General features: G+C 62.4%; 23 protein-coding genes and 2 pseudogenes. 14 read left to right on the top strand and 11 right to left on the bottom strand.

Annotated features, from left to right (window positions below; genetic code table 11):
- Positions 1 to 92: 92 nt before the first annotated feature.
- Positions 93 to 218: a hypothetical protein gene (locus tag G6R19_RS20555; protein WP_275898067.1), complete on the top strand. Its 126-nt coding sequence runs from the start codon at positions 93 to 95 to the stop codon at positions 216 to 218.
- Between the two features lie 61 nt (positions 219 to 279).
- On the opposite strand, the gene G6R19_RS12665 is transcribed toward G6R19_RS20555, so the two are convergent.
- Complete coding sequence (locus tag G6R19_RS12665) at positions 280 to 597, bottom strand: hypothetical protein (protein WP_163165449.1); 318 nt, start codon at positions 595 to 597, stop codon at positions 280 to 282.
- A gap of 242 nt (positions 598 to 839) precedes the next feature.
- Between G6R19_RS12665 and G6R19_RS12660 the strand changes: the two genes are divergently transcribed.
- The 3 genes from G6R19_RS12660 to G6R19_RS12650 all read left to right on the top strand — a co-directional run bounded on the left by G6R19_RS12660 (position 840) and on the right by G6R19_RS12650 (position 4,553).
- Positions 840 to 1,160, top strand: coding sequence for a GYD domain-containing protein (locus G6R19_RS12660; RefSeq protein WP_163165447.1), 321 nt, complete (start codon positions 840 to 842; stop codon positions 1,158 to 1,160).
- A gap of 394 nt (positions 1,161 to 1,554) precedes the next feature.
- Complete coding sequence (locus G6R19_RS12655; RefSeq protein WP_205484399.1) at positions 1,555 to 2,931, top strand: FAD-binding oxidoreductase; 1,377 nt, start codon at positions 1,555 to 1,557, stop codon at positions 2,929 to 2,931.
- A gap of 107 nt (positions 2,932 to 3,038) precedes the next feature.
- Positions 3,039 to 4,553 carry an MFS transporter gene (locus G6R19_RS12650; protein WP_163165443.1) on the top strand — a complete coding sequence of 505 codons (1,515 nt, stop codon included), beginning with the start codon at positions 3,039 to 3,041 and terminating at the stop codon, positions 4,551 to 4,553.
- 32 nt (positions 4,554 to 4,585) lie between these two features.
- Here the strand turns inward: G6R19_RS12650 and G6R19_RS12645 are convergent, their stop codons facing one another.
- The 3 genes from G6R19_RS12645 to G6R19_RS12635 form a co-directional block, all read right to left on the bottom strand.
- Entirely contained in the window at positions 4,586 to 5,515 is a 930-nt protein-coding gene (locus G6R19_RS12645) for an NADP-dependent oxidoreductase (protein ID WP_205484397.1), read from the bottom strand.
- 168 nt (positions 5,516 to 5,683) lie between these two features.
- Positions 5,684 to 6,391, bottom strand: coding sequence for a hypothetical protein (locus G6R19_RS12640; RefSeq protein WP_163165441.1), 708 nt, complete (start codon positions 6,389 to 6,391; stop codon positions 5,684 to 5,686).
- A gap of 124 nt (positions 6,392 to 6,515) precedes the next feature.
- Complete coding sequence (locus G6R19_RS12635) at positions 6,516 to 7,124, bottom strand: DM13 domain-containing protein (protein WP_240341865.1); 609 nt, start codon at positions 7,122 to 7,124, stop codon at positions 6,516 to 6,518.
- Between the two features lie 255 nt (positions 7,125 to 7,379).
- On the opposite strand from G6R19_RS12635, the gene G6R19_RS12630 reads away from it, so the two are divergent.
- Entirely contained in the window at positions 7,380 to 8,276 is an 897-nt protein-coding gene (locus G6R19_RS12630; protein WP_240341864.1) for a DUF308 domain-containing protein, read from the top strand.
- A gap of 131 nt (positions 8,277 to 8,407) precedes the next feature.
- Here the strand turns inward: G6R19_RS12630 and G6R19_RS12625 are convergent, their stop codons facing one another.
- Together G6R19_RS12625 and G6R19_RS12620 are read right to left on the bottom strand one after the other, a co-directional pair.
- Entirely contained in the window at positions 8,408 to 10,066 is a 1,659-nt protein-coding gene (locus G6R19_RS12625; protein ID WP_163165440.1) for a thiamine pyrophosphate-binding protein, read from the bottom strand.
- Positions 10,067 to 10,159: 93 nt separating this feature from the next.
- Complete coding sequence (locus tag G6R19_RS12620) at positions 10,160 to 10,690, bottom strand: Lrp/AsnC family transcriptional regulator (RefSeq protein ID WP_163165438.1); 531 nt, start codon at positions 10,688 to 10,690, stop codon at positions 10,160 to 10,162.
- 93 nt (positions 10,691 to 10,783) lie between these two features.
- Here G6R19_RS12620 and hisC point away from each other — a divergent pair, with 93 nt between their 5' ends.
- The 3 genes from hisC (at position 10,784) to G6R19_RS20445 (ending at position 14,403) form a co-directional block, all read left to right on the top strand.
- Positions 10,784 to 11,893: a histidinol-phosphate transaminase gene (gene hisC, locus G6R19_RS12615; RefSeq protein ID WP_163165436.1), complete on the top strand. Its 1,110-nt coding sequence runs from the start codon at positions 10,784 to 10,786 to the stop codon at positions 11,891 to 11,893.
- 42 nt (positions 11,894 to 11,935) lie between these two features.
- A complete protein-coding gene (locus tag G6R19_RS12610) occupies positions 11,936 to 13,348 on the top strand; it encodes an amino acid permease (RefSeq protein ID WP_163165434.1) in 1,413 nt (470 codons plus the stop codon).
- A gap of 602 nt (positions 13,349 to 13,950) precedes the next feature.
- The gene (locus tag G6R19_RS20445) at positions 13,951 to 14,403 is read left to right on the top strand and encodes an Ltp family lipoprotein (protein WP_163165432.1); all 453 of its coding nucleotides are present in this window, start codon (positions 13,951 to 13,953) and stop codon (positions 14,401 to 14,403) included.
- 200 nt (positions 14,404 to 14,603) lie between these two features.
- Here G6R19_RS20445 and G6R19_RS20440 read toward each other — a convergent pair whose 3' ends face one another.
- The 4 genes from G6R19_RS20440 to G6R19_RS12585 form a co-directional block, all read right to left on the bottom strand.
- On the bottom strand, positions 14,604 to 15,137 hold the full coding sequence (locus G6R19_RS20440; protein ID WP_240341863.1) for a nuclease-related domain-containing protein: 534 nt from the start codon (positions 15,135 to 15,137) through the stop codon (positions 14,604 to 14,606).
- A gap of 948 nt (positions 15,138 to 16,085) precedes the next feature.
- Positions 16,086 to 16,409: a hypothetical protein gene (locus G6R19_RS12595; protein ID WP_163165334.1), complete on the bottom strand. Its 324-nt coding sequence runs from the start codon at positions 16,407 to 16,409 to the stop codon at positions 16,086 to 16,088.
- Positions 16,410 to 16,761: 352 nt separating this feature from the next.
- Positions 16,762 to 17,745 (bottom strand): Ltp family lipoprotein, encoded by a 984-nt coding sequence (locus tag G6R19_RS12590; protein ID WP_240341862.1) that lies wholly within the window; start codon positions 17,743 to 17,745, stop codon positions 16,762 to 16,764.
- Positions 17,746 to 18,021: 276 nt separating this feature from the next.
- Positions 18,022 to 18,240: a hypothetical protein gene (locus G6R19_RS12585; RefSeq protein WP_163165332.1), complete on the bottom strand. Its 219-nt coding sequence runs from the start codon at positions 18,238 to 18,240 to the stop codon at positions 18,022 to 18,024.
- Here G6R19_RS12585 and G6R19_RS12580 point away from each other — a divergent pair.
- From G6R19_RS12580 to G6R19_RS20435, 4 genes and pseudogenes are all read left to right on the top strand, one after another.
- Positions 18,154 to 18,507, top strand: coding sequence for a nitrilase-related carbon-nitrogen hydrolase (locus tag G6R19_RS12580; RefSeq protein WP_240341878.1), 354 nt, complete (start codon positions 18,154 to 18,156; stop codon positions 18,505 to 18,507). The genes G6R19_RS12585 and G6R19_RS12580 overlap by 87 nt on opposite strands.
- A 259-nt stretch (positions 18,508 to 18,766) precedes the next feature.
- Positions 18,767 to 22,276, top strand: a complete 3,510-nt coding sequence (locus G6R19_RS12575; protein ID WP_163165426.1) for an SNF2-related protein — start codon at positions 18,767 to 18,769, stop codon at positions 22,274 to 22,276.
- Positions 22,269 to 25,451, top strand: a complete 3,183-nt coding sequence (locus G6R19_RS12570; RefSeq protein ID WP_240341861.1) for a hypothetical protein — start codon at positions 22,269 to 22,271, stop codon at positions 25,449 to 25,451. The genes G6R19_RS12575 and G6R19_RS12570 overlap by 8 nt, the downstream gene beginning before the upstream one ends.
- A gap of 56 nt (positions 25,452 to 25,507) precedes the next feature.
- Positions 25,508 to 25,738: pseudogene (locus G6R19_RS20435) on the top strand (Putrescine importer PuuP); the annotation flags it as partial.
- 50 nt (positions 25,739 to 25,788) lie between these two features.
- Here the strand turns inward: G6R19_RS20435 and G6R19_RS20430 are convergent.
- Positions 25,789 to 26,034, bottom strand: a complete 246-nt coding sequence (locus G6R19_RS20430) for a hypothetical protein (protein ID WP_240341882.1) — start codon at positions 26,032 to 26,034, stop codon at positions 25,789 to 25,791.
- On the opposite strand from G6R19_RS20430, the pseudogene G6R19_RS20550 reads away from it, so the two are divergent.
- Together G6R19_RS20550 and G6R19_RS12560 are read left to right on the top strand one after the other, a co-directional pair.
- Positions 26,006 to 26,140, top strand: a pseudogene (locus G6R19_RS20550) (amidohydrolase); the annotation flags it as partial. The gene G6R19_RS20430 and the pseudogene G6R19_RS20550 overlap by 29 nt on opposite strands.
- Before the next feature lie 58 nt (positions 26,141 to 26,198).
- Positions 26,199 to 26,765 (top strand): nitrilase-related carbon-nitrogen hydrolase, encoded by a 567-nt coding sequence (locus G6R19_RS12560; RefSeq protein ID WP_275898066.1) that lies wholly within the window; start codon positions 26,199 to 26,201, stop codon positions 26,763 to 26,765.
- Positions 26,766 to 26,782: the final 17 nt, after the last annotated feature.

Here is a 26,782-nt window from a genome sequence, read left to right as displayed (position 1 = left end):
GATGCCACCCCTCCCGGCATTGCGGAAGGTCCTGCCGAAAGGCAGTCAGGGGCAGCCTAGGTGTCCGTGGTCAATACACCTAGGCTGGGCCTATGTCTACCGATGATGAGAAGGACCCTCCAGTGCCCGCTGACGTTGAGGGTAAGATCCCGAAAAAGGTTCACGACAAGCCACACGCAGATGATGGTGAGGCACAGGCCGATGAACCTGCTGACTGACTAGGCCGGTCGGTCCAGGGCGCCGCGCTAAAGCCCGGCGGGCGGAAGCCATGGCCTGTTCCTAGCCGCGGCCCGCACCGTTTCCGGTGTCCTCCCAGATCACATCCAGGTTGCGGAAGATGACAGGTCCGTCGCAGAGCGCCGCCATTTTTGCGGCGAACTCGGACGTTTCCGGCCGGCCCGAATTCTCCATTGCCGAGTCATAGGATTCGAACTCGGCGATCGTGAAGTAGGTCCCGGGGTGGTCCCTGTCCGCCGTGGCCACAATGCGGCGGAAAGTGGGCTGATTGCTTCCCTCGGTTCGTGAGGGACGGCCCAGCTCTTCGATTTCCTTGATGCGTGAGGTCCTGAATTCGATTATCTGAAAAAACCCAGCCATGATGGCTCCTCGACGGCGGTGGACGGTGGTGCGGATCAGGCTACTCCCTGCGTCGGGAGGTGCACAGGGGAGAAGCGCCCACTTGTCCCGTGCGGGAGGGTTTCCCCGGCCTATTGACTGCCTCTAGCCGGAGGAATAGTTTCTGCGGTAGCGGGGTCACATACCCGCTTCCACGGAATGAGGGGCCGGATCTGGGCCGCTCCTGCACCGCGCGATGGAGCCAGGTGAGGAAAGGAAAGGCCATGCCGAAGTATTTGTTTGAAGCGACTTACGTGGGCAAAGGAATCCAGGGGCTCATGCAGGAGGGCGGCACTAAGCGCCGTGACGCCCTGACCGAGGCACTGAAATCCGTCGGAGGAACGCTGGAGAGTTTCTACTACGCTTTTGGCTACTACGACGTCCTTGGCGTATTCGAGGCGCCGGACGATGCAAGTGCTGCAGCACTGTCGCTGCTGATCAATTCGTCGGGGAACGTCAACGTCCGCCTGAAGCCGCTCCTCACAGTCGAAGACCTCGACGAAGCCGCCAAGAAGACGCCATCCTACCGGGCGCCAGGACAGTAAATCGCCGGGACAGTAGGGGAGTTTGGCACCGTGGTGAGCGGCCGCCGTCGTGAATTTCGACGGCGCCCGCTGGCTGCTGGGCGTGCCTTTCCAACCGCTTCTTGACCTTGAAAACGGGCAGGCGTACCTTACGGTTAGTCGGTTGGCCCAAGGGTGTCCAAAGCTTCGCCCGGCAGCGTCGCCGGCAGGTGCATACTCGAGAATCACGCCGGTGCTACATGCCATACACATGCAGCACCGGCGCATCCGGTCTCCGCCGCTGGAACAGGCCGTCCGGCCACTTGCCGGGTTCTTCCCGGGCCCGCAGCGGCTGCATCATGAAGGTCCCGCACGGCCGGGGGGAAGGCTGCGCGTAGTCCCCGATCGGTCATGTTCGGGGCGAATGGAAGTCACCATGGACAACAATGGATTTCAGGCCCTGCAGGAGAATGTCCGGGGCCTAATCATTACCCCCGGCCACCCCAACTACGACGCGTCGCGGTCCGTCTATAACGGCATGATCGACAAACGTCCCGCAGCCGTACTGCGGGTTTCGCAGGTAGCGGACGTCATCGCAGGAGTAAATTTTGCCCGCGACAACGGTATGGACCTCGCGCTTCGGGGTGGGGGTCACAGTGCCCCGGGGTTTGGGACCTGCGACGGTGGGCTCGTGCTGGACTTCGCCGACCGCACGGGCGTCCGCGTCGATCCGGCTGCCCAGACCGCCCGAGCTGAGGCAGGCACCACCTGGGCCGACTTCAACCACGCAACAAACGCGTTCGGGCTGGCAACAACCGGCGGCATTATCGGATCCACGGGTGTGGCCGGACTGACGCTCGGCGGCGGCATTGGCTACCTCGCCCGTAAGCACGGCCTGTCCTGCGACAACCTCATATCCGCGGATGTGGTGACCGCGGACGGGAAGTTCCTCACGGCCAGTGCCACCGAGAATGACGATCTCTTTTGGGCGTTACGCGGCGGCACAGGAAACTTCGGCGCGGTAACTTCCCTGGAATTCACCCTGCATCCGGTGGACGTGGTCTACGGCGGTGTGGTGATCTACCTGCTCGAGCAGGTTGAGGCTGTTGGGCAGCTGTACCGGGACTACATCGCCACAGCTCCCGAAGACATGGGAATCTTCCTCGGATTCCACCAGGGCCCACCGGTACCCTTCCTGCCGCAGGAGCACCACGGTAAACCCGTGGTGGTTGTGGTGGGCTGCTGGACCGGTCCCCACGATGAAGGCGAGCGGCAATGGCAGCAGTTCCTGGATGTCGCCCCAGTTGCGGGGTCGTTTGTCGGCCCGATCCCGTACCCGATGCTCAACACGTTGTTCGACCCGATGCTCCCGAAGGGCCTTCAAGCATATTGGAAGGCGGAGTTCCTGCCGGAGCTGAGCGACGACGTGATCGGTGTTGCCCGGAAATTCGGAGCCCGGGTGCCCAGTCCCCAAACCGCCAATCATTACTACCCCATCAATGGTGCGGCCCAACGCGTGGGACAGGAGGAGACTGCCTTTCCGTACCGGGATGCCAACTTCTCCGTAGCCATCGCCGGAATGTGGGAGTCCCCGGAGGACAACGCGGCCAACACGAGGTGGGTCAGGGACTACCACCAGGCCCTGCGTCCTTACGGAGCCGGCGGGGGCTACGTTAACTTCCTTGATGCCGACGACCAGTCCAGCATCCAGGACAACTACGGCGGCAACTACGCCAGGTTGGCCAGGATCAAGGCGAAGTACGATCCGGGCAACCTGTTCCATGTCAACCAGAACATCAAACCTGCGGCCTGAAACAAGGTAGATCCTCCCCTCACCTAGAGCCGGCTGCTGCCGGTCAAGGGGATAAGAAGAACGACGACGTGTGCCCGGCTTGGTAAGCGAGGCACGGTGAGCGGGCCATGACACAACACAGCGGGCAGAAGCGGCGGTTACAGGTATCCGACGTCAACGTCGTAAACCGCCGCACCCTGCGGAAGGCACTGGGCGGAACCATCGTGGGTAACACGATGGAGTGGTACGACGTGGGCGTCTTCGGCTACCTCATCACCACCATGGGGCCGGTGTTCCTGCCTGAGGCGGACAGAGCGGTGCAGAACCTGTTCCTGTTGGGGACCTTCGGCGCCACGTTCATCGCCCGGCCGCTGGGCGGGGTCTTCTTCGGCTGGCTGGGCGACAAGATCGGCCGCCAGAAGGTGCTGGCCATGACGCTGATGCTCATGGCCGTGGCGACGTTCGCCGTCGGCCTGCTTCCTGGGTACGCGGTGCTGGGCATCTGGGCGGCGGTGCTGCTGGTTGTCCTCAAGCTGGTGCAGGGCTTTTCAACCGGCGGCGAGTACTCGGGCGCCACCACGTTCGTGTGCGAGCATTCACCGGACCGCCGCCGGGGCTTCTACGTCAGCTTCCTGGACATGGGCAGCTACCTCGGTTTCGCAGCGGGCGGGCTGGTGGTGTCCGCGCTGCAGCTGACGCTGGGCCAGGAGCAGATGGAGGCGTGGGGCTGGCGGATCCCGTTCCTGGTGGCCGGTCCGCTGGGCGCCGTGGCTGTCTACTTCCGGATGAAAATCGAGGAGTCCGCCGCCTTCAAGGCCACGATGGAGGCTGAAGCCGTGGCGGCCCAGCATCCCGAGACCGGGGAGGAGCTCCGCCCCGTGGGCCCGATCGGGATACTGAAGGCACACTGGCGGCCCATCGTGCTGGCCATGATCCTGGCGGCAGCCGCCAACACCGTGGCTTACGCCCTCACGTCCTACATGCCCACATACCTGACCAGCAACAAGGGCTACAGCGAGGTGGAGGGGACGCTGCTGACCATCCCGGTGCTGGTGGCCATGGCGCTGTGCATCCCGTTTACCGGGCTGCTTTCGGATCGGATCGGCCGCCGCCGGGTGCTGTGGATCGGGGCCTTCAGCACGGTGGTGTTCGCGGTTCCGGCGTTCCTGGCGATAGCGGTGGGCAGCGTCCCCATGACTTTGCTGGGCCTGGCCCTGATCGCCTTCCCGGTGGCGTTTTCGGTGCCGAACCTGGCGTCGGCGCTGCCGGCGCTGTTTCCCACCGAGCACCGGTATTCCGCCATGGGCATCGCGTACAACCTGGCGGTGGCCATCTTCGGCGGGACGGCACCGTTTATCATCGCGGCCCTGATCGAGCTGACCGGCGACGACATGGCGATTGGGTACTATCTCATTACTGTGGCCGCCATTGCCGCCGTGGCCATCCGGTTCCTGCCCGAATCGGCCGGGCGCCACCTGCCCGGGTCCATGCCCAGCGTGGAGTCTGTTGAGGCTGCGCAGAAGCTGGTGGCGACGCAGGACAACAACCCGTTGCTGGATGTGGAGACGCTTCCGTTCGAGAGCAGTTTCGAGATCGCACGAGCGGAGCACAAGGGCCGGCCGGGGAAGCCGACGGTGATGTAAAGCGGGAAGGTACTTCGTCAACCAGCTGCCTGTTAGGAGTTCTGGTCTACGGCTACAACGATCTTGCCGCGGGTATGGCCCTCCATGTTGCTGCGGAAGGCATCCGCGGCCTTCTCCAGTGGGAAGACTCCGGCAACTTCAACGCGGATCTTCCGGCTGTCCACCAGGTCGGCGAGTTTTTGCAGGTCAGCGCCCACCGGGTTGACCCACATCCAGTCCCCACCGTGCTGTTCGACGTCACTGTCGGCGATGGATGCATGCCGGCCTCCTTCGGCCAGCACGGCCAGCGTTGCCTCGAGGTTTCCTCCCACGAAGTCGGCAACCACGTCCACGCCGTCAGGGCGCAGTTCACGGACGCGTCCTGCGAGCCCGTCTCCGTAGGCAACCGGCTCCGCACCCACGGAACCGAGGAACTCGTGGTTCTTCTCGGAGGCGGTGGCAATGACGGTGGCGCCCATGGCCACGGCGATCTGGACGCCAATCGAGCCCACGCCTCCGGCGCCACCGTGGATCAGCACAGTTTCGCCAGCTGCAAGGCCCAGCCGGTTGAGGACCTGGTAGGCGGTCAGGCCGGCGAGCGGCAGGCCCGCTGACTCGTTCCACCCGAGCGAGGCAGGCTTCCGCGCCAGGAGCCGCTCCGGCAGCGCGATGTACTCCGCGAAGCTGCCACCGTGGACGTAGTCCTTGCGGGCATAGGAAATGACCTCGTCTCCCGGTTTGAACTGTCGGGAATCGATCCCCACCGACTCCACAACCCCGGCTACGTCCCAGCCAGGGATGGCGGGAAACTGCAGGTCCATGACGGCGTCCAGGCCACCGGCCATGATCTTCCAGTCCACCGGATTCACTGCTGCTGCCTTGACCTTTACCAGGACCATGCCTGGCCCGACCTTTGGCATCGGCTGATCGCCGTATTCGAGGACGTCCGGGTTCCCGTATGAGTTGTAAGTGATTGCCTTCATGCCTTCCACAACGGCATGGCCGAGCATCGCTATTCCGGATCCGGACGGGAAGTGGCGCATCGCACGGGCAGGTGCGCCGGCTATCAAGCCGGTTTCGGCTGCGGCTCGCGAAGAGCCTAAGCGTTTGCGGAAGGTCTTTTTCCCAAACCGGCGACCCAAATGTTGTGTTCAGAGGTCGTGTGGACAGATTTCGTTGCCCGTCAGCTCAGGCCTTCCCTGCCCGTATGAAGGCTGGTCGTCGCTTCCCGCCCAGGTGACACCGCCTCCGGGGCAGGGCATCACGTCGAACGCCCGGCCATCAAGATGCGCCCTCAGGTGGCGCCCGTCATCCTCCACCACTTCCCAGCCCGCCGCTGGCAGTGCCGCCCGATAGTGCTGCAATACATCGCCGCCTCCAGAAAGCTTGAACCAGCGGGTGCAACCGCCGACGCCACTCATGCCGCCGCCGCTGAAATGGCCGATATGGCTGATGGAATCGAACGCCTGCTGGGCCTCACGGTCTGCGCTGGCCATGGGCTCCGCCGTGCTCTCGGCCACGCATTGGGGAGCGGAAACATATTGGTTCTCCAACTTCTGCCCCAGCGCTGCGGGTGTGACAGTGAACATCCCGATCAGCATGAGGACCGGGATGGCCACGGCTGTCAGCCGCATCCACCGTCGTGTCGAGATCATGAAGCCGATCATGGCAACCACCGCGACCAGGCCGAGCCCCAATCCGGCGGGTCCTGCGGTGAGCCCCCACGTGAGACCCTCCAACGCGGTACCGCTCACATCGCCGTAAATTCTCATGAATTCGTAGTGGACCATCACCGCCAACACCGCCAGTCCTGCCCCAACGACGAGCAGCACCGCGGCAGAAACGACTCGGCCGGTCACAGGCATGGCTCATTATAAGGACAGTAAAGCCCCAGGATAGTAGGGGAGTTTGGCACCCGGCCAGCGGGCCGCCGTCGCAAATTTACGACGGCGGCCCGCCGGTTAAGACCAGCCGCAGCGCGATTTAGGTGTTCAGCTCGGCAGCGGCGAAGGACACAGTGAAGCGGGCGCACCAAATGCTGACCGAGGTGTAGTCTCCCAGCACTGTGGCGGCCGGGATGTCATAGTTCTGATCACCTTTGTTGGCTTTGAGCGCGCCCAGGTCGAGGTAGGCGCCGTCATCGAACACCTGCCAGCCCGCCAATCCCTCAATAACCGGAGCATCGGTCAGCCAAACGCGGAGGTCAGGACCATCGGACGTGTCAAGGCCTTCGAACCGGAGGATCCGGCTCCCGTCGGGGAGCTCGAGGATCTTCACCGCTCCCGAGCTGGTATGTTCATGGCTGATGAGCTGGCCTGTTGCCAGCTCACGCGGAACGGCGACGGCGGGAGGCGCTGCCGAGGGCTCCAGCGACCCGATGGCAGGCGTGGCTGCAGGCGTGGCAACGGCTGGAATATCCTCCACCACGGTTGAGCTGGTGAAGATGCGCCACGGCTGGAACAGGTACAGTCCCACAGCGAATGCGATGACAGCCACGAGCAGCACGGCCGGGACCACAACGCGCTTCCTCATACCCAAGTCAACGTCCAGGTCGATGGTCCCGTTCCGTGCCTGGGCACCGCTAAAGCCCAATCCTTCAGCATCGGTTTTCCTGCATGCTGCCCGCATCGCATATGCCAAGCGAAAACGCGCTTTCCCGTAAAGAGCCTGAAGATAGGATCAAGAAATGCACAGTTTCTTCCTATATTATTCCCCCAATAATCTGGCCGGCTAAACGGACGGTTTGAACACATTCCCGGTTATCCGGGAGATTTCCGGGCAAAAGCACATAATTGAGGATGCTGCAACAATAAAAATGGGAATTTTCCATCTGTCATAGTTTTACCCATGACAACACCAGAGCTTCCTGGGGCGAGCTCACAGCAGACTGCGCCCCATCAGCCAAATCAATCACCTCTCACGCAGCCTGCCTATGGAGCGCCGACACAGACGCTACTGCCCCAGCCCACGAAGTCGAAAAAACCGCGCAATGTCCTAGGGCTCATCGCGCTCATAACTGCGGTGCTCGGGTTCATCTTCGCCTGTGTTCCGGGAGCTTTGATCGTTGGTTGGATACTCCTGCCGATCGCATTTATCCTGGCTCTCGTTTCCCTGTTCCTCAAGGACAAGCCCAAAGGAATGGGCATCACCGCCCTGATCCTCTCGGTTGTGGGAACAATCGTAGGAGTCCTCGTGTTCCTTTCTGTCGTCTCGACGTCGTTCGACAACGCCTTTGGCAGCGGCGACACCACGGTTGCCCAGCCGTCCAACAACTCACCTGCGGCAGCGGAGAATAACTCCGCGGCCGCAGCGGCGGGAACCCGCGAAAGTCCCCACCCAATTGGCTCGGTTATCGAATCTGACGACTGGCGCGTTGTGATCAACTCGGTGACCCTCGCTGCCACGGATGCGGTTGTGGCGGTAAATCAATTCAACGATCCGCCCGGTGATGGTTCGGAGTATATTCTCGTGAACTACTCCACTACCTACATTGGCGATGACCCCAACGGGCAAACGCCAGGCTTCGTGTCTGTCGAATACGTAACAGCAGAGGGCACAACGGTGAATACATTCGACAGGATTGCTGTTGCACCCGAGGCTTTCGACTCCACGGGGACGCTGTACACAAACGGCACCACAACCGGCAACATTGCCTTCGCAGTTCCGACCGCCACAGCTGGCCAGGGCGTTCTCGCCGTCAGGCCGGGCATGCTCGGCGACAAGGTATTCGTCGCCGTTCAGTAATACCCACCGCGAAAGTACGAAGCCCCCGGCTTACGCCGGGGGCTTTGTTGTTGTGAAGAGTCCACTTGTGCAGCAGGGAATTGTGGCGGCCGGTTGCGACGGCCCGCGGCCTGGGTCCGATTGGGTGGAGGTCAGCCGGCCACCGCCACCTTCGCCGCCTCCTTGGCGTTCATCCACTCGCTGAGCCACGGCGCACGGACACTCGACGTGATCCGGCAGTCGGCCACGAAGGTTCCCTTCGCGCCGGCGTCGATCCACTCCGTAAGCGCGGACAGGTCCGCCAGCGATCGGATGACTGCCGACTCAGCTCCCAGTGCCCGGGCGACGCCGCTGAAGTCCACCTCGGGGATCAGCATGGGCTTTTCGGTCAGGCCCTGGGAACCGTACTGATGGATCTCCGCCCCGTAGGCGGCGTCGTTGTAGATCACCACGACGGCGCTCTTCGCCGTGCCGATCAGCGATTCGAGGTCGGCCAGGCCCATCAGGAAACCGCCGTCGCCGGACGCCAGCACCAGGGTGCGGCCGTCCTCCAATGCACGGGCTGCCCCGACGGCGCTCGCAAGTCCCAGCCCAATGGACTGGAAGGCGGTCCCCACCATCACCAGGTCCTGCGGCCGCGGGATGTTCCAGTACATGGGTGCCCAGCCGATGAAGTGCCCGCCGTCCTGAACCACCGTGCGGCGCTCCGGCAGCACGGCATTCAGTGCGGTGGCGAGGGAGCGCGGATCCAGCCGGCCGTCCGGGGTCTCGTCCGAGCCCGGGTGGTGGGCCGATCCTTCGGCCAGGCGCTTCCGGGCTTCCGCCCGCCAGCCTTCCGCCGCAGCCCTGTCTTCCAGAAGACAAAGGAGACGTTCCGCAGCGCACTTCACGTCCGCGCTGACGAACAGGTCCACCCGCGGGTTGGTCGGCTGCAGGGCGGTGTCGATCTGGATGACCGTGCTGTCCGGGCCGAGCAGGTGCCCGAACCGCATGGTGAAGGGGCTCAGGCTCGCCCCGGCCACCAGGACCACGTCGGCCTCGCCCATGAGGCCCGCCGCGGTGTCGGTGCCGAAACCGCCGGCCACGCCCAGGTACCCCTCGCCATTGAGAAGGTTGAGCGCCAGGGCGGTTCCGGCGGTCAGTGCGCCGAGCCGGTCGGCGAGCTTCCGGAGCTCCGGCTCGGCGCCGGCGAGGTGCGCACCGCGGCCGGCCAGGATCAGCGGCCGCTTCGCCCCGGCCAGCAGGCGGGCTGCCTGCCCAAGCCCGCCGTCGACGTCGTCCGTCACCTTTGCTGCCGGCAGCTCGGGGAGCTCCTCGTCCGCAGCTTCGAGAGCCGCGAGGTCGTAGGGAATGGCAATAACGACGGCGGTGCGCTTGGTGAGTGCGTACTCCACCGCCTGCTGTGTGATGGAGCCTGCGGCGTCGCGGGTGACGGTGAAGGTGGCTGCACCGAGGCCGGCGGCGATGGCCGCCTGGTCCACGTCCTGCGGCCGGGCGCCGCTGCTTGGCGCGTCCCCGGTGACGAGCACGACGGGGATCTGCGCCTGGACTGCCTCGGCGAGGGCGGTGAGGGCGTTGGTGTAGCCGGGGCCGTAGGTGGTGGTGCCCGCTGCGAGCCGTCCGGATGTCCGGTAGTAGGCGTCGGCGGCGGCGATGGCTGCGCCTTCATGGCGGACGGGGGAGAAGCGGAGGCCCAACTTCTCGGCGGCGTCCAGGAAGTAGACGTTGCCGTTGCCCATAACGCCGAAGACATCGCTGAGGTAGCTGCTGAGAACCTGCGCCACGCGGCCGGAGACAGTGAGAGTGGTCATGCAGGAAGCTTGCGAGCCGCGGCTCAGATAAGCAATAGAGCTGTCCTGGAGTGGGATTTTTGGCAGTGAGAGCAGGAGGAACTGAAAATGTGCCTACTTGTGGCGTGCGTCACCCGCTGTTTCATCTGCAGCCTGGGATTCCTGCTGGGACAGCCGGGCCAGGAGGCCGTCGTAGCGGGGCGGCATGAGTTCCACCACCGAAATGGCGGTGCTGGTCCGCTGGATCCCGTCGATGGCTAGGATCTGGTTGGTGATGCGGTAAAGGTCGGCCGTGCTCCGGGCCACCACCTTGGCCATCAGGTCCGCGTCGCCGGTGGTGGCGTGCACCTCGATCACCTCCGGGATGGCCGCGAGTCCGTCTTCCACCGCACCCGCCCGCGTCTGGCTGATGGCCAGCGAGAGGAAGGCCATCAGGTCATAACCGAGGGCGGCGGGGTCCAGCCTTCGGCTGAAGGAGCGAAGCGCGCCGCTGCGCTCGAGCCGTGCCAGCCGGGCGTGGACAGTGTTCCGTGCGACGCCGAGCGTCCGGGAGAGTGCCAGGGCGCTGGCTTCCGGATCCTTGTCGAGGGCCAGGATGATCCGGCCGTCGAGGGAATCCAGGGTACGAGAGTTCACGATGGTCATATTTTCACCACAAGCAGTAGAAGTTGAGCAGAAGTCCCAATGGCATGAGCGTATCTTGCAATGTGCGCCGGATCACAATCATGATCGGTCCTCATGATCATCACTCAGTTCCGGACTTCACCGGACACCGCGCGCCCCACCCTTCGTGACGCGGTGACCGGCCTTCCGTCCTACGTCCCGGGCAGGCGCAGCGCCGGCACGGACATCGCAGCCCTCGCCAGCAACGAAAGCCATTACGAGCCGCTGCCCGCTGCCGCCGCCGCGGTGGCCGCAGCAGCCGGTAGCATGAACCGCTACCCTGACGCGGCCGCCGTCGAACTCCGCGAACGGCTTGCCAGCCACCTCGGCGTCACTGCAGGGGAGGTGGCGGTGGGACCGGGCAGCGTGGGCGTCCTCCAGCAGATCATCACCGGACTGTGCGACGCCGGGGATGAGGTGATCTTCGCGTGGCGCTCCTTCGAGGCCTACCCCATCCTGGTGGAGTTGGCAGGGGCCCGGCCGGTCCGCATCCCGCTGGACGACGCCGAGGGCCACGACCTCGACGCCATGGCCGCGGCCGTCACCGAGCGCACCAAAGTCATCCTGCTCTGCACCCCCAACAATCCCACCGGCGTGCCGATCAGCCACGACCGCGTCGAGGCTTTCCTGCACGCCGTCCGCTCCGACATCCTCGTGGTGATCGACGAGGCCTACGTGGAGTACGCCGAAGCGGGCAGCGGGCCCGACTCCTTGGAGCTCTACCGCGAGTACCCGAACGTCTGCATCCTGCGGACCTTCTCGAAGGCCTACGGGCTCGCCGGGCTGCGCGTGGGGTACGCCGTGGCGGCGCCGGCCATTGCTGAGGGGCTGCGCCGGACCGCCCTGCCCTTCTCGGTGAGCGCGCTGGCCCAGAAGGCTGCGGTCGCTTCGCTGGACGCGGGGGAGGAGATGGAGGCGCGGGTCGCCGTCGTGAAGCAGGAGCGCGAACGGATGGCCTCGCAGCTGGCAGCCCAGGGCTGGAAACTGCAGCCCAGCCAAGGCAATTTTCTATGGATCCGTGCCGATGACGAGCTCCGGGCAAGGCTTGTCGACGCGTTCGACGGCGCGGGCATCCTGGTGCGGGCGTACCAGGACGACGGCGTGCGGATCACCGTTGCCGACGCCGCCTCAAACGACCGCGTGCTCCGGCTCCTGGAAGCCCACGCATCCCTGACCATTCTCTGATCCCTTACTACTCCGTTCCACCTACTAACTAGAGGAATCCCCATGGAACAACAGACAAAGACGTCTGCCCGCGCACTCGGCGCGGCCCTCAAACCCCGCCAGCTCACGATGATGGGCCTCGGAAGCGCCATCGGCGCGGGCCTTTTCATCGGCTCCGGGGCCGGCATCCAGGCGGCCGGCCCGGCCGTGCTGATCTCCTACCTCGTGGCCGGCACGCTCATCATCCTGGTGATGTGGGCCCTCGGCGAGATGGCCGCCGCCAACCCGGACAGTGGTGCCTTCTCCGTTTACACCGCCAAGGCCTACGGGCCGGTGGCCGGCGCCACGGTGGGCTGGCTGTGGTGGATTCAGCTCGTGGTGGTCATCGCGGCCGAAGCGCTCGGTGCGGCAGGCCTGCTGGCCACCATCTTCCCGGCGTTGCCGGTGTGGCTGATGGCCTTCGTGTTCATTGTGGTGCTCACCGCCGTGAACCTGACCAGTGTGAAAAATTTCGGGGAGTTCGAGTTCTGGTTCGCCCTGCTCAAGGTGGCGGCAATCGTCGCGTTCCTGGCTGTGGGCGCTGCCCTGCTCTTCGGCTGGCTGCCGGGCGTCCAGTCGCCGGGCCTGTCCAACTTTATGGGCGACGGCTTCGCGCCGAGCGGATTTGCGGGGATTGCCACGGCACTCTTCGTGGTGGCCTTCGCGTTCGGCGGCACCGAAATTGTGTCCGTGGCGGCAGCCGAGACCGCTGAGCCGGCCCGGAGTGTGAAGAAGGCAGTCCGGACGGTGCTGTGGCGCATCCTGGTGTTCTACATCGGTGCCATCTTCATCATCGCGGCCGTGGTTCCGGTGGGTTCGGAGGGGCTGAAGAGCCCGTTCGCCGCCGTGCTGGAGGCCGCCGGAATGCCCGGCGCAGCCACCGCCATCACCCTGGTGGCTGTCGCAGCATTGCTCTCCGCGCTCAATGCCAACCTCTACGGTGCCTCCCGGATGGCGTACTCCCTCGCGGAGCGGGGCGAAGCACCACGGCTGCTTGCTTCGGTGTCCAAGGCGCGGGTGCCGGTGGTCGCAGTCCTGGCCAGTGTCGCATTTGGCGTGGTCACGGTGGTGCTGGAACTGGCTTTCCCCGAGATGGTCCTTGGCGTCCTGCTGAACATCGTGGGCTCCACCTGCCTGCTGGTGTGGACGTCAGCGCTCCTGGCCCAGCTCGCGCTGCGCCTCCGCGCCGACCGGGAGGGAACAGAGCTTCCCCTGCGGATGCCCGGTTTCCCGTGGCTCACGTGCTTTGGCCTGCTCATCCTCGCGGCGATCTTCACGGTGGGCTTCATCGGCGAGGACTCCCGTCCCCAGCTCCTGAGCACTTTCGGACTCGTGGCGGTTCTTGCTGTGGGGTGTTGGCTGAACCACCGGAAGCGGGACGCCCGGCCGGGCGTCGAATCTTCGGACGGTGACAAGCAGCCGGTGCTCATCGACTGAATGAGGATTGCGGGGCCGCTTTTACGGGTTCCGCACGTGCTGAGGGCGTGTCCGGCTTTGGCCGGGCGCGCCCCTCGCTGCATGCCGGCATGGACTCCGGTGCAAACGGTGGTGGCATTGCTGGAACCCTGGGAAAGATAAGTGGGATTTCGGGCGCTTGCCGAGCTGTCGGAGACGGGGCTCCCCTTGTTACAAGACCTCTCCAAGTGGTGACATTTTCGATCTAAACTTCAACTATCGAGGCTAAATCGCTGAGAGTGACAAGGTAGTCAAAGTTCGTGTGAAAGGGGAGCACGATGAGCACCGCTAGTACACCTCAACCCGCGCCCGGTAACCCACCGGTAGGCGAAGGACAGAAAAAGCCGCTCTGGAAAAAGAAGCGATTCATCATCCCGGCTGCAATCGTTGCGTTTTTTCTTATTGTTGCTTCGTGCACCAGTGGAAGCCGGCAGCAATCCGGCTCCTCCATTGATCCGGCACCTACGTCTACGGCAGCGCCAACTCCTGCCCCCGCTAGCGAACCAGCTGCAGCTCCTCCCGCGCCGGCTCCGCCTGCACCCGCTCCTCCTGCACCAAACGAGCCAGGCGGGACAGCTGCGCAATTGCAGGCCCTGGCAGCGGCGAAAGGTTATCTGACAACTGGGATTGGCTTTTCTCAGGCTTCACTGATCGCGCAGCTGACGTCGAGCTACGGTAATCAGTTCACGCAAGCTGACGCCCAGTGGGCCGTCGATAATTCCGGTGCAGACTGGAACGAGCAGGCCCTTAAAGCCGCGAAGGGATATCTCACCACGGGCCTCGGCTTCTCGCAGGCTTCGCTCACGGCGCAGCTCACATCCAGCTCCGGCAACCAATTCACGCAGGAGCAGGCCGAGTACGCTGTCACCAACTCCGGTGCAGACTGGAACGAGCAGGCCGTCAAGGCGGCGAAGGGCTATATGGACTCAGGTATGGGCTTCTCCCGCCAGAGCCTGATTGACCAGCTAACCAGTTCGTTCGGCAACCAGTTCACACAGGAGCAAGCCTCGTACGCCGCGGACCAGGTGGGGCTGTAGTAACCGCTCGCCCTCTCACTCGGGACAGTGGCAGATTGGCGGCAAGGGAGGGTAGACCTGACCTAAGCAGTGGATCTCCAGGTGTTGCTCAGGGGTGAATACGACACCTGGAGACTCCCATAACTACGGCCGAATTGCCTCACCCACCCCTGGCCTGCCCGCCTACGCCTAACTGTGCAATCAAGCCAGCGCCCGAACGCCTACAACATCGAGCGGAGGAGTGCGGCCAGAGCAGGAACCTGGACCGCATGTGGGGCATCGCCCTGCACCAAGAAGGCATGGACCTCCGAGACAAGTTCAAGTGGAGTGACCAGCCGGACGGGCGCCCTACCGGGAAGCGGGAACATGCCAGCACGCTCTACTGACGGCATGGTGAGGCTGCCCGATGACGAATGCAGCACTACCCACCCTTCAACGACGAAGCCGGGATAGGCTGTACGAATTGCCTCAACACCGGCTCCCAACCTGAAGGCTTTGAGCTCCCGGCCGTTGCGGAAAAGCTGCTTGTTGTCCCACCAATAGGCGCCATCCGCCCACATCTTGGAATCGATCAGCGCGATTCTGTTTCCGGCTATAACTGCGTGATCGAGGTCTGCGTGTTCGGAACCGGGCCACCGGAGACCGTTGATGAGCCGCGCGGAGGGGATCGCAGGTAGGACCGAGTCGGTGATGAGTCGTGCGGTTCGACGTTCGCCTTCTGCTCCAATCTCCGCTTTCTCGCCGAAGCGCCCCACGGATAAACCCCGACCGGGTTCACCATGGACTGGGCGGCCAATAATCTCCTCAACCAGATACGCGCTAGCGAGGACGGTGGGCGGTGCGGGGCGCTTCCTGGTTGTCCACCACTTTGGGAGCATGGCGAGCACAAACCAGAACCCGGCAGTTAGACCGGTGGCCAGTAGGCAGGTTAACCCCATGACCAACCAGTTGGGGTTGGACTGCGTAGTGCTGAAGTACCAGATGGTACTGAATAGGGGTGGAACAGTGCAGACGCTGCCCAAGACAAACAAGACGGTGCGCCAAGTCTTTGTCCAAAGAGGTGCGGGTCGGCGGATCTTCTGGGGTTTGCCCGACGGCGGGACAAGCGGTGGCCGGTATTCTACGGCAGGTCCGGTCCACGGAATTGGAGTGGGCGGCTGTTCCATTTCAGCGAAGGCTCGTTCCGGCTTCTGTTGAGATGGGTCCGACTGGGACTGCGACCGTTCCTGTTGCGGCCCCTGGTTACTGCTACCTCCAGCGTGCCCGGAGTTTCTGTCTTTGGGAGCGCGGTCGTAGGCGGCTCTGCGGGCTGGATCAGAAAGCACCTCGTAGGCTTCCTGGACGAGTCGGAATAACCCTGTGCTGCCGCCCATGTCCGGGTGTGACGTCCTGAGCCTACGTTGGTATGCCCTTTTGATTTCGGCTGTGTCGGCCGTCGTTGGTACTCCAAGCAGCTCATAATGTGTGACCGTTGCTTGTTCCATTCGGACTATTCCTCTCGAGTTCCCCTACGGCAGCCTACCCGGGGACCCGCTTCTGTCGCGGAGCCTGAGTGACGCGGCTCTTTACTCACAGGCAGCGACTAGTCTGCGGTCCAGTGACCTCTGCATCCTTCGTATGTTTCGGGCCCTGTTGTCTTTGTCAAAACAAGATGTCACTGTTTCTTGCCAAGCACATGAGAGGTCGCGGTAAGGCGACAAAAATCATTTCGTTACGTGAACGACCACTGCCTTGTCTACGGCTTGTTCCGCTCCGGCGTTGTCGATTCCAGTAACTGTCCAGTTGCTGAGCAGAAGCACGGTCTTGCCAGTGTCAGCGTTATAAACGATCTTTTTAAATCCCAAAGCGGATAGCTCGTCATCAAGTGCCTCCGCATTCATTCCCGCAGCGTTGGCCGGGATCACGGCGATCGCTGGAGCAGCAGGAGCCGCCGGCACTGGCGCCGCGACAACGGCAGGAGCAACGGGCTCAGCGGTCACCGTGGCGGTCGCTGTAACGGTCACTGTTGCCGTGGCCGTCTCAGTCACGGTATGCGTGACAGTGGGAACTGCTTGCGGGGACCCCGCGCAGCTCGAGAGGGCGAAGCACAGGAGCGCACCGCTGGCCAAAGATGCGATGAATTTCAAACTAATTTCCCTTCGTAAGTGTTTCGACAATTGGATGTCAAGTTGCGGCTCGATTATGAGTCGACGCACTCCTGGCATCCTTTGGGCCACCCCGCGAAAAGTCGGAAGTCAAAGATCGGAACTACCTGTCCGCTAGGGTCCTCCCGGACAGCGTCCAAGAGGACCCCGAGCACAAGTACAGTGGATGTTTCGGTTGCCCAATTTGCGATGGCGGGATCGGCTTCCAGCCTGAGCTAGAAACCTTGCCCGGCCCTTAGAGGCCTGTCGTGCTGGCTCCATACTCAGCCTGCTCTGGCGTATAGCCCTCAAAGAGCAGCTGATCGACCAGCCCGGGACGCGAGAAGGAGCTGAACTTCAAATAATCCTTGGCTTTCTTGGCTGCCTGCTCGTTGTAGTCGATAGTCATGTGGTCCACGGCCCAAGTTGAGTCCTCCACAGAGAACTTCTCGAACACCAGCTGATCGATCAGGCCAGATCGCGAGAAAGCGGTGAACTTGAGGTAGTCACCGGCCTTTCGCTGGGCGCTCTGCTGGCTGATGGTCCCCTTTTTGGCGGCGGCTTCGGCCTCAGCCTGAGCCTTAGCGGCGGCGTCGGCTTCTGCTTTTGCCTTTGCTGCAGCATCCGCCTCAGCCTTAGCAGCCGCGTCGGCTTCTGCTTTTGCCTTAGCCGCAGCATCCTTCTCAGCCTTCGCCTTTGCAGAGGCTTCAGCCTCTGCAACCACAACGGCCGGGTCCTTGGTGGGTGCGGCAGAGGCGGTCTGAGCTGCAGTTGCGACCTTGGGAGTTGATGCAGCGGGCGCCGACGAAGGGGCAGAGCCCGCCCGGGCCGAGTTGACGACGATGCTCAGGAGAATAACGACGCCGGTGACAATCAGAGCGACCTTCCGGTGCCTGTCGTAACCTTCCAGCGGAAGACCCTGCTTGTCCCGCATTTTGTTCGTGAGAATCAGAATGAGATCAACTACTGCCCAGATACCGAAGCCGCCGAGTGTGACCAGCTTCAGGATGCCGGTTCCCACCTTGCCAAGGTAAAAACGATCAACGCCGAGGACGCCAAGGAGCAGCGAGAGCAGCCAGGCCGCCAGGAATGATTTGTTGCTTACCGGCGGTTGACCATAGCCGTAGTTCGAAGGATAAGGGGCGGTGTAGGGTTGCTGGCTCATGAGAGTCCTTCCATAGGACACCTGACCGACGTGCGAAGCGAAGCGTGCGGGGTGGGTGCGGTGATGGACGCGCATGGAGGAAATCCAGCATGGAGCGCGGGCCGCAAAAGCGGTAAACCGGTCCAGCCGACAGACACAACATCTTCGCTTCCCCCAACAGCGTCAAAGTCATTTCATTACATCTGAGAAAACGCCCGCATTCTGGTTTTCTGGGATAAAACTGCGCGAATCCTGATTATCGATCACTAATCTTGATCCTTTGTTGATGCTTTCTGGGTTCTTCACTCCGAGTTTCTGGTGATATTCGCGTTGGGTATTTTGTGGAGAGATGACGGTAGTCGCGGCGGGCTATCAGTCCAAACGTCGCGGCTTGGATTCCGCCTCGACGAGCCCCTCAAACGTCGTCCGGTGCAGGATGCCCACGTGCCTCCGGGAGACCTCCAAGGCCTCCTCAGCATTGCGGACGCGGAGGGCCGCCACGACCTGCGGTTCCCGGAGCTGGCCAGGTCGCTGGCCGACGCCGGCGCGCAGGTCCTGCTGGTCAGCTCGTCCTGGGTGCCGGGCACCCATAAGACGGAGCAGTGGTTGGCGCTAAATGCGGCCCGGGCTATCGAGAACAGCGTCTACGTCGCAGGGGTGCCAGGCACCGCCCGTCCGTGGGCCGGAGCGTGCTGGTGGATCCGATGGGCGTGGTTGAGGCTGATCTTGGGTTGGAGCCGGGCGTGCGGGCGGTGGAACTCTCGCTGGAGACGGTGGACCGGGTGCGGGAATCGTTCCCGATTTTCCGGCAGCGGCGGCTGTAGCGACAGTGATGGTCGAGAGCAGCCGGACAGATGACGCAGACACGGAAGGTTGCAGGGTGCCCGGTCGGTGGTCGAGCCCTGGCGGGGACGTCTGCGCTTTTCTGAATTACCCGATGGCAGCGCTAACCTGAAACAGCCCAGTGTATTGCGGCTACTTCTTGGGCACCCGCAGCCGTATGCGCCAACTTGACACAATATGGCTCGGCGGCCTTCATCTGCGTGTCGGCCCCTGTCGCTAACCCTCACCATCGCTAACCTTGTGCCGACTGCTGACTTTAGCTTGGGGGTAGTACGTGCGTGAACACTTGGCGACACTTGGCGTCCTAGTGCGCAGATTTTTGGAGCGAGAGCTCCCCGCTCTGGGGCCGGACTGGTGGAATCAGGGCGTCCTAACCAGACTGACGTATCAGCAACGAGCATTGGTGGATGAGAACGGCTGGTCGAGCCTGGCGGAGCTCGATGTCGCAGCCGTGCTCCGGGTTGTGGATCAAAACTGGGACCTGTTTAAAGGGAAGAACCTAGTCAAATGGGACGACCGTAATTGGTTGAAGGAAGCCTCCAGCGTCAGAAATCGCTGGGCCCACGATGCACCGGGTCGCGAGCCCAGCTTGGATCGCGCCTACAGAGACCTGGACACACTCGCGCTCCTAGCTAATGCTCTTGACCCAGGAAGCTCAGAGGCCGAGCGACTCGCGAGCGCCAGGACTACAGCCCTGACGCGACTCGCTCCTGCACCGCTTGTAGCGTCCGACTCCGCACCTGCCGCCGAGCCACCCTTGCTGTTGGGATTCGCGCCGGGAGCCATCGTCCGGGTCAAGGCGCGGCCGGAACTGACAGGTGTGGTGACCCATGTCGACAACACAGGCCCACAACTCCGACTGACCGTTTTCCACGGACAGATAATGCAGACCTACTTCGAATCACAGGTGGAAGTCGTTGTAACGAAATCGGGCGAGCATATCGGGGCCGAGGAGCTCACGGCACGGCTTACAGCAGCTCATGTTCTACATCCCTCAGTAAACAGGCTCTACTCGCTCAACACTGGCCGCATTGAGTACGAGCCCTATCAATACCGACCCGTCATGAAGCTGATCAACGCCGACCGCCCGCGCCTCCTCATTGCGGACGACGTCGGCGTCGGCAAGACGATCGAGGCGGGCTTAATTATCAAGGAGCTGCAGGCCCGCCAGCGGCTCGACTCGATTTTGGTGATCTGCCCCAAGCCGCTGGTCGTGGAGAACAAGTGGCGGACCGAGCTGAAGCGGTTTGACGAGGACTTCGCGCACCTAGACACGGAGATGCTGCGCCATTGCATCGATGAAACCAGAGCTGAGGGCCGTTGGCCCGCGCGATATAGGAAAGCAATCCTCCCGTACTCGTTGCTTGACGAGAAACTCCTCCTCGGCGATGAAACGCGGCGAAGGCCTCGACCAGGGCTGGTTTCACTCCTCCCTCCGGTCAAGTTCGACCTAGTGATCGTTGACGAGGCGCACCACGTTCGGAACAGTGACACCTGGAGTCACAGGGTCGTAAGACATCTTCTTGATTCCGCAGAAGCGGCCGTTCTCATCTCCGCGACACCGATCCAGACAGGCAGCGAGGATCTGCGGACCCTTCTACGATTGCTCCGGCCAGACACGTTTGTCGACAACCAGACGTTTGACCTGATGCGCGAGCCCAATGCCCACCTCGCTAAGGTTGAGAGCGTTGTAAGGATCGCGGGGGACGACTGGCAGAACGATGCGCTGGATGCCTTGGCGGGGGCGCTTGAGACACCGTGGGGAAGCCGAGTCCTGCGCACGAACCCTCGGACACAGGAAATCCGCGACCTCTTGGACCAAGAGCACGTCGGGGACCACGAGCGCGTCAAAGCTCTGCGACTCGCGCAGTCACTCAACACGTTCTCCGGTCTCATCAACCGAACGCGTCGCCGGGATATTGGTTCCTTCACAACGCGCAAGTCGGAAACGTTTGAAGTTGATTTTACGCCCGATCAAGCAGGAGTTCACGGGGATCTGCTGGACCTTGCCGGACGCATCTCGACACGCAAGGGTCATGGTCAGTCACTTGACTTCGTGCTTTCGACCCTGCAACGGCAGGCGGCCAGTTGTCTAAACGGGCTGGCGCCTTTCGTCGAGGACCTCCTCCAGCGCAAGCTTTCCGCGGAGGAGCTGAGCGAGGCCGATGTCGAAGTAGATGAGTTGGACTCGTCCATGTTGGAGTCGTTCGTAGCTGAGATCAGGGGGATCGCTGCGCGCGCTGCGGCCTTGAAGGACGACCCAAAGCGCGAACGACTCTTGAGCTACGTCGAAGAAAAGAAACGGCTGCCCAACAATAAGCTTCTGGTCTTCAGCACCTTCCGGCACACTCTCCGTTACCTACTCGCTCACTTAGAATCTACGGGCGCCCGGGTAGGGCTCGTTCATGGCGGAGTCCCCGACGATGAGCGACGCGATCTCCGTGCTCGCTTCGCAAGGGACAAAGGCGAACCCGATGCCCTCGATGTTCTGCTGTCGTCCGAGGTTGGCACTGAAGGTTTGGACTACCAATTCTGTGATGCCCTCGTGAACTACGACCTCCCGTGGAATCCGATGCGAATTGAGCAGCGCATCGGCCGTATTGATCGCCGTGGGCAGCGGAGCGAATCGATCGCGATCAAGAACTTGATTGTTAGCGGCACCGTCGATGCACTCATTTTCGAGCGGTGCCTAGCAAGGATCGGCGTATTCCAGCGGGCCCTCGGCGGCAGCGAAGCGATCCTCGGCGAGCTCACGCGGGAGATACGGAAGATCGGCGAAGATCTGAAGCTGTCTGAGCCTGAGCGCGAGGCCCGCTTGCAACAGCTCGCGGACAACAGAATCGGCCGAATTCAGGAGCAAGAGGAGCTGGAGGAGCGCGAAAGTGCCCTCTTCGGTCTCCCGTTGAGGAAGCTCGATGCCGAGGGCGTTGAGCAGGCTGCCAGCCCATGGCTCGCGTCTGGTCAGCTGGCCCGCCTGGTGCAGCGGTACCTACATGACCTCGGTTACGACCGAGCGGACTCGCTGTTTGAGCGTCCGGTGGCACTGCTACGCCCAAACAGGGATGTCCGCTCCATCCTGTTGGAGGATGCCCGGGCGATCGCATCCGAGAGTGGCTCGCAGTGGCAACGATGGCTGAGCCTGGGAACAGATCAGTCGAGGAGACTCACCTTCGACCCGAGTCTGGCTGACAGCGACCAGGTTGAACTCTTGTCGCCAGTGCACGAGCTGGTACGTGCGGCGGCAGCTCAGCAGGAGGGCTTTGCCCCTGAGACGACCGTGGCTCTGCGTGTGCAGTCGACGGTTGTCCCCTCCGGGTTCTACCCGCTTGCTATTCATGCCTGGACATACCTAGGGGCGCGCGATGACTTCGAAGTGGTTGTGACCACCGCCGATCAGACACTCTCCGAGGAGCTAACTCGTCTCCTGGTAGAGGCCGTGGACTCATCTTCGTCCGCAGCCTCGCATGCTGCTGCTGACCTCGATGAACGGCACTACCAGGCGTGGACTGATTCACGAGCGATGCACTTGGATCGAACACGCGGGCATATCGAGAACCAGCTGGCATCGCTGACTACGACTCACCTTGCCCGAGTCCAACTCCTTGAGGACCAGATCGGAAAGGCGTCTCACGACAACATTCGCCGGATGCGGGAGTCGGAACTACGCTCGCTCGAAGATGACTTTCAAACCCGCAGTAAGAAGCTCGAAATAGGCATCCAACGGAGCGATGTCACCACTTCACTCCTCTGCTCTGGGATCGTCGAGGTCGTTAGTGGTGCCTGATCCCACGTTTGAGAGTATTGCGGCCGCTGGGCGCGCCATAGTTGAGGCTCACAAGAAGAAGAAGGGCTTTGAGGCGGGCATTCGCCGGCTGCTCTCGGAGCTGTACCCTGACAACGCCCACTTCATATACGAGCTGCTTCAAAACGCCGAGGATGCGAATGCAACCGTCGTCGAATTCGAGTTGCATGACTGGGGTCTTGAAGTGCGCCACAACGGCTCACGAGCCTTCTCACTGAACGACATCGACTCGATCACGAATATCGGTGACTCCACGAAGAAGGATGACCCCACCCAGATCGGCAAGTTCGGAGTCGGCTTCAAAGCGGTCTATTCGTACACTAGTCGGCCCGAAATCAGATCTGGTACGTACTCGTTTGCCATCGAGGACCTCTTTGTAAACGAGCGGATTGACGGCCACGCCCCGCTAGGTTGGACCAGCTTCCAATTTCCATTCAATCGCCAAGAGAAGCCAGCCAATGTTGCCGTTGAAGAGGTGACGCGGGGGCTTGAAGAACTTGACGAGAAGACGTTGCTCTTCCTCAACCACATTACGACGGTGACCTACACCCTTCCCGACGGATCTCCCGGAATCATCCAACGCCAGGATCTCGATGACCATGTCATCAAAATTCTGAAGTCCGAAGGTGACAATTTCGCCGAATCCCAATGGTTGCGCCTCGTCGGCGTGGCGAGCGTTGAACACAACCACTCCAACGCACTTTCCGTAGCAGCGGCGTTCCGACTTGAACCCGCCGCAGCGGTGAAGCCGAAGCGCGGGAATCCGAAGGATGGAAAGGACGCGAAAAGCACGCCGACTCGCCGAATAGTACCCCTCGACCAAGGCGACGTATCGATCTATTTCCCGGCCGTGAAGGAATCGTCCGGCCTGAGGTTCCACATTCATGCGCCATTCGCCTCCACAGTGGCCCGCGACAGCGTTCGCGATGAGCCCGAGAACATCCAGCTTGTTAAGGACATTGCGGCGCTGGTCGTCGACGCGTTGCCGTGGTTGTGTAGTCAGGGCCTGATCGAGGACAGCTTTCTTGCAACACTACCCAACAATGACGACCCAGTCGGTTACCCCTATGACCTCATCCGGGACGCAGTCGTGCAAGCGTTTAACGAACTCGAGATCACCCCTGCGCGCGGTAGTGGGTATGCGCCCGCTAGGTCACTCGTCGCCAGTCCCGGCGAGTTCAGAAACTGGCTGGCCGAGGATGATCTGTCATTTCTGTGCTGGATGGCCGGAATCGCGACTAACAAAGTACTGCGTTGGATACGTGACCGCGACGGTCGTGCCGGAAAGTTCCTTGCAGGGCTTGACTCTATCGAGTTCAACTGGTCCGAGCTGGATGACGCGCTGAGCCTCATCGATGACGTCGGCCCAGACGATTCCTTGGTAGAGGAATGGCTCCAGTGGCTGGAAGCCAAAAGCGACGGTGCGGTGGCGAACCTCTACCAACTACTGGGGCGAGGACATTCTCTGTGTCAACTGAGCGGGCTAGAAACGATCCCGCTTGTCCGGTTAGTGCGCCGCGGTCAGACCGAGCATGTAAAGGGTCCCGACACATATCTCCCTTCTAGCCGCAACGACAACGTCCAGGCTCGCGTTCCAACTGAACTCGCGTACTTCGACGACGACGAAGACCAAGCACGCTCTACTAACTTGAAGGCGTTCTACAACGCCGCCGGCGTTCGCAGGTGGGACGAAACCGCGAGGATCGAGGCTCGACTGAACGCATACAAAACACCAAACCGCCCCACGCCGGACGGAGATAGGATTACTAAGCACCTCGACGATGTCAGGGCTTTCGCACGTCACGCCCTTTCAAACCGGGACTCTGCTCGACGCTTATTCGCAAACGTGCCTTTTCTCGCCTCACCTCAGCCCGACGATTCAGTACGGTGGGTCTCTCCTCGTGAGACCTACCTTGACGTTCCCTTTCGGACAACTGGGCTCTCGTCACTGTACCCGCGGGTCAAGCTGTTCTACCCGTCCACTGGTGAATTTACCTACTTCCGCAAACCGTACCCAGTCGCCGGCTTTTACCTCGAAATCGAAGGGTTCGAGGACTTCCTAAACCTCGCGGGTTCCATCGTTGGCATCAGCATCACGTCTTGTGATGTGTTCAAGAACCCGCAGCTGAAACGGCAGTGGTGGATCAACAACCGCCACAGTGCCTATACCGAAAAGGTGGACTGGGACATCGAAAGCCTCGACAAGATAGTCGAGTCAGGTGACCACGACTTGATCCGTACACTTTGGCACACGGTCGTAAATGCCAAAGGGGAAAAGGCTGGAGCAGTCTACCGAGCGAACAACAGCACGCGTCGCTATACCTTCGAATCCCAATTGGCGCAGGGACTAAAGTCCAAAGCCTGGGTGCTCGATAAGAACGGCGACTTGCGATTCCCCAGAGAGGTGGCGATTGATGACCTTCCTGGCGATTGGGAACGGCCAAGCACAAGTTCTCTTGTGCATAAACTCGACTTTGGTGCCGATGCCGTCCAGCAGCGCCAGAAGGCCGATGGCGTCAGTGATTTCCTCCGGGAAGAAGGCCTCGCAGACGACGGCATCGACGTCCTGCGTGAGGCCAAAGAGGCAGGACTGACTAGCTCCGAACTCAGGGACCTCATCAGGGAGCGGGCGGCGTCCCGACGCTTTCCTGAATCGGCTTCCAACGACCCGAGGCGGCGGTCAACAGTGGCTGCGCAAGACGCCATCGGTGCCCCCGATCACCAGACCCAATTGCGGTTGCGAAGCGTTGTTGATGGGCAGAGTCAGGCCGCTGTCGAATCTAAGGGATACCTGCGCGGGCAGTACACGACAGACCAAGGCGAAATGTTTTGCCAGACGTGCCACAAGCCGCTCCCATTCAAAGTAAGCGGTCAGTGGTACTTCGAAGCTATCCGCTTTGTAAACGCCCGCAAGCAGGTCCACATGGCCAATGCAGTGGCGCTGTGCCCGCTGTGTGCAGCGCTTTACAAGTACGCACGCGAAACGAGGAATGAGGTACTTCTCGATGCTTTGGCCAACACTGAGATAGAGGAGGGCCAGGGAGGCGTCGAGATTCCGCTGATTTTGAACGGCAAGCGCGTCAAAGTCCGCTTCACGGGTAGGCACGCGATCGATCTTCAGGCGGCGCTCGGTGCGGCAGGCGACGAGCGCATGTGAGACAGTTCGCCTCCGGCCTCGCCGCGCAGGCCAGCGCCTCCCGCCTGCTCTACGCGATGGGCCGCGACTCCGTTCTGCCCAAGGCCGTTTTCGGCCGGCTGAGCGAGAAGTTCCACACACCGGTGGCGAACCTGGTGGTCACCGGCATCGTGGGCCTGATCGCGATCTTCCTGGACGTTGCCACCTCGACGTCGTTCATCAACTTCGGTGCCTTCACCGCCTTCACGCTGGTGAAAGCCTCGGTGGTGTTCCACTACGTGCGCCGGCGCCGGGCCGGCCAGCAGCTGAACCCGGTGTCCTACGTGGTGGTCCCGGTGATCGGCGCCGTCATCTGCGCCTACCTGCTCTCCCGGCTGGACAGCAACGCCATTACGCTGGGGGTGTCCTGGCTGGTGCTGGGCGTGGTGGTCCTGGCCCTGATCACCCGCGGGTTCAAGGCCTCGCCACCGGAGATGACGGCCACGGAGAAGGCGACGGCCGAGGCAGCCGCCCGACACTTGCCAGCTTGTAGTCTGGCCGCCGGGCCGAGGGAGGGAATAGTTGTGCGGATAGCGATGGGGCAGCTGGAGTCGGGTGCCAACATCCGGGCCAACCTGGCTGCGATCGACCGGTTCGCCGCCCAGGCAGTGCGTGATGGCGCCGCGCTGGTCGCCTTCCCGGAGTACTCCACCTACGAGAAGAAGAAGGTGGACGCGACGTTTCCGGCGGCGGCCGAGCCGCTGGACGGGCCAGTCTGCCGTCAACTCGGTGATCGCCCAACGCCACCGCATCGCGCTGGTGGCGGGCGTGGTGGAAACATCGGACGAGCCGGGCAGGGCGTACAACACTTTGGTGGCCTTCGGGCCCGACGGCGGCCGGCTGGCTTTCTACCGGAAGATCCACCTTTTCGACGCGCAGGGCTTCGGGGAGTCGGAGTTCATCAAGCCGGGCGAGTCCACCGCCCCGGTGGTTTTCGAGCATGGGGGAGTGCGGTTCGGGCTGATGACCTGCTACGACCTGCGCTTCCCCGAGCTCGCCAGGTCACTGGCCGACGCCCAGGTGCTGCTGGTGTGCTCGTCCTGGGTGCCGGGCGAGCACAAGACGGAGCAGTGGCTGGCGCTGAACTCCGCGCGTGCGATCGAGAAAAGCGTGTACGTGGCGGGGGTGTGCCAGGCACCGCCGGCGTCGGTGGGCCGGAGCGTGCTGGTGGATCCCATGGGGGTTATTGAGGCTGACCTCGGGCTGGCCGCTGGTGTGCGGACGGTAGAGGTCTCGCTGGAAACCATAGAGCGGGTGCGGGAGTCGTTCCCGATGTTCCGGCAAAGAAGGTTGTAGGGGCGAAGTAGTGGCCT

It is taken from the genome of Arthrobacter sp. Alg241-R88, assembly GCF_900537115.1.
Classification (GTDB): Bacteria; Actinomycetota; Actinomycetes; order Actinomycetales; family Micrococcaceae; genus Arthrobacter.
This window is presented reverse-complemented; position numbering and strand designations above follow the sequence as displayed.

What these genes read in the sequence shown, in the direction of transcription:
- G6R19_RS12620 (WP_163165438.1), bottom strand. Translation starts at nt 10,690, where the DNA reads ATGACCATCGTGAACTCTCGTACCCTGGATTCCCTCGACGGCCGGATC.
- G6R19_RS12660 (WP_163165447.1), top strand. Translation starts at nt 840, where the DNA reads ATGCCGAAGTATTTGTTTGAAGCGACTTACGTGGGCAAAGGAATCCAG.
- G6R19_RS12630 (WP_240341864.1), top strand. Translation starts at nt 7,380, where the DNA reads ATGACAACACCAGAGCTTCCTGGGGCGAGCTCACAGCAGACTGCGCCC.
- G6R19_RS12610 (WP_163165434.1), top strand. Translation starts at nt 11,936, where the DNA reads ATGGAACAACAGACAAAGACGTCTGCCCGCGCACTCGGCGCGGCCCTC.
- G6R19_RS20555 (WP_275898067.1), top strand. Translation starts at nt 93, where the DNA reads ATGTCTACCGATGATGAGAAGGACCCTCCAGTGCCCGCTGACGTTGAG.
- G6R19_RS12590 (WP_240341862.1), bottom strand. Translation starts at nt 17,745, where the DNA reads ATGCGCGTCCATCACCGCACCCACCCCGCACGCTTCGCTTCGCACGTC.
- G6R19_RS12625 (WP_163165440.1), bottom strand. Translation starts at nt 10,066, where the DNA reads ATGACCACTCTCACTGTCTCCGGCCGCGTGGCGCAGGTTCTCAGCAGC.
- G6R19_RS12585 (WP_163165332.1), bottom strand. Translation starts at nt 18,240, where the DNA reads ATGGGTGCCCGGCACCCAGGACGAGCTGACCAGCAGGACCTGCGCGCC.
- G6R19_RS12645 (WP_205484397.1), bottom strand. Translation starts at nt 5,515, where the DNA reads ATGAAGGCAATCACTTACAACTCATACGGGAACCCGGACGTCCTCGAA.
- G6R19_RS12655 (WP_205484399.1), top strand. Translation starts at nt 1,555, where the DNA reads ATGGACAACAATGGATTTCAGGCCCTGCAGGAGAATGTCCGGGGCCTA.
- hisC (WP_163165436.1), top strand. Translation starts at nt 10,784, where the DNA reads ATGATCATCACTCAGTTCCGGACTTCACCGGACACCGCGCGCCCCACC.
- G6R19_RS20430 (WP_240341882.1), bottom strand. Translation starts at nt 26,034, where the DNA reads ATGTTGGCACCCGACTCCAGCTGCCCCATCGCTATCCGCACAACTATT.
- G6R19_RS12665 (WP_163165449.1), bottom strand. Translation starts at nt 597, where the DNA reads ATGGCTGGGTTTTTTCAGATAATCGAATTCAGGACCTCACGCATCAAG.
- G6R19_RS12650 (WP_163165443.1), top strand. Translation starts at nt 3,039, where the DNA reads ATGACACAACACAGCGGGCAGAAGCGGCGGTTACAGGTATCCGACGTC.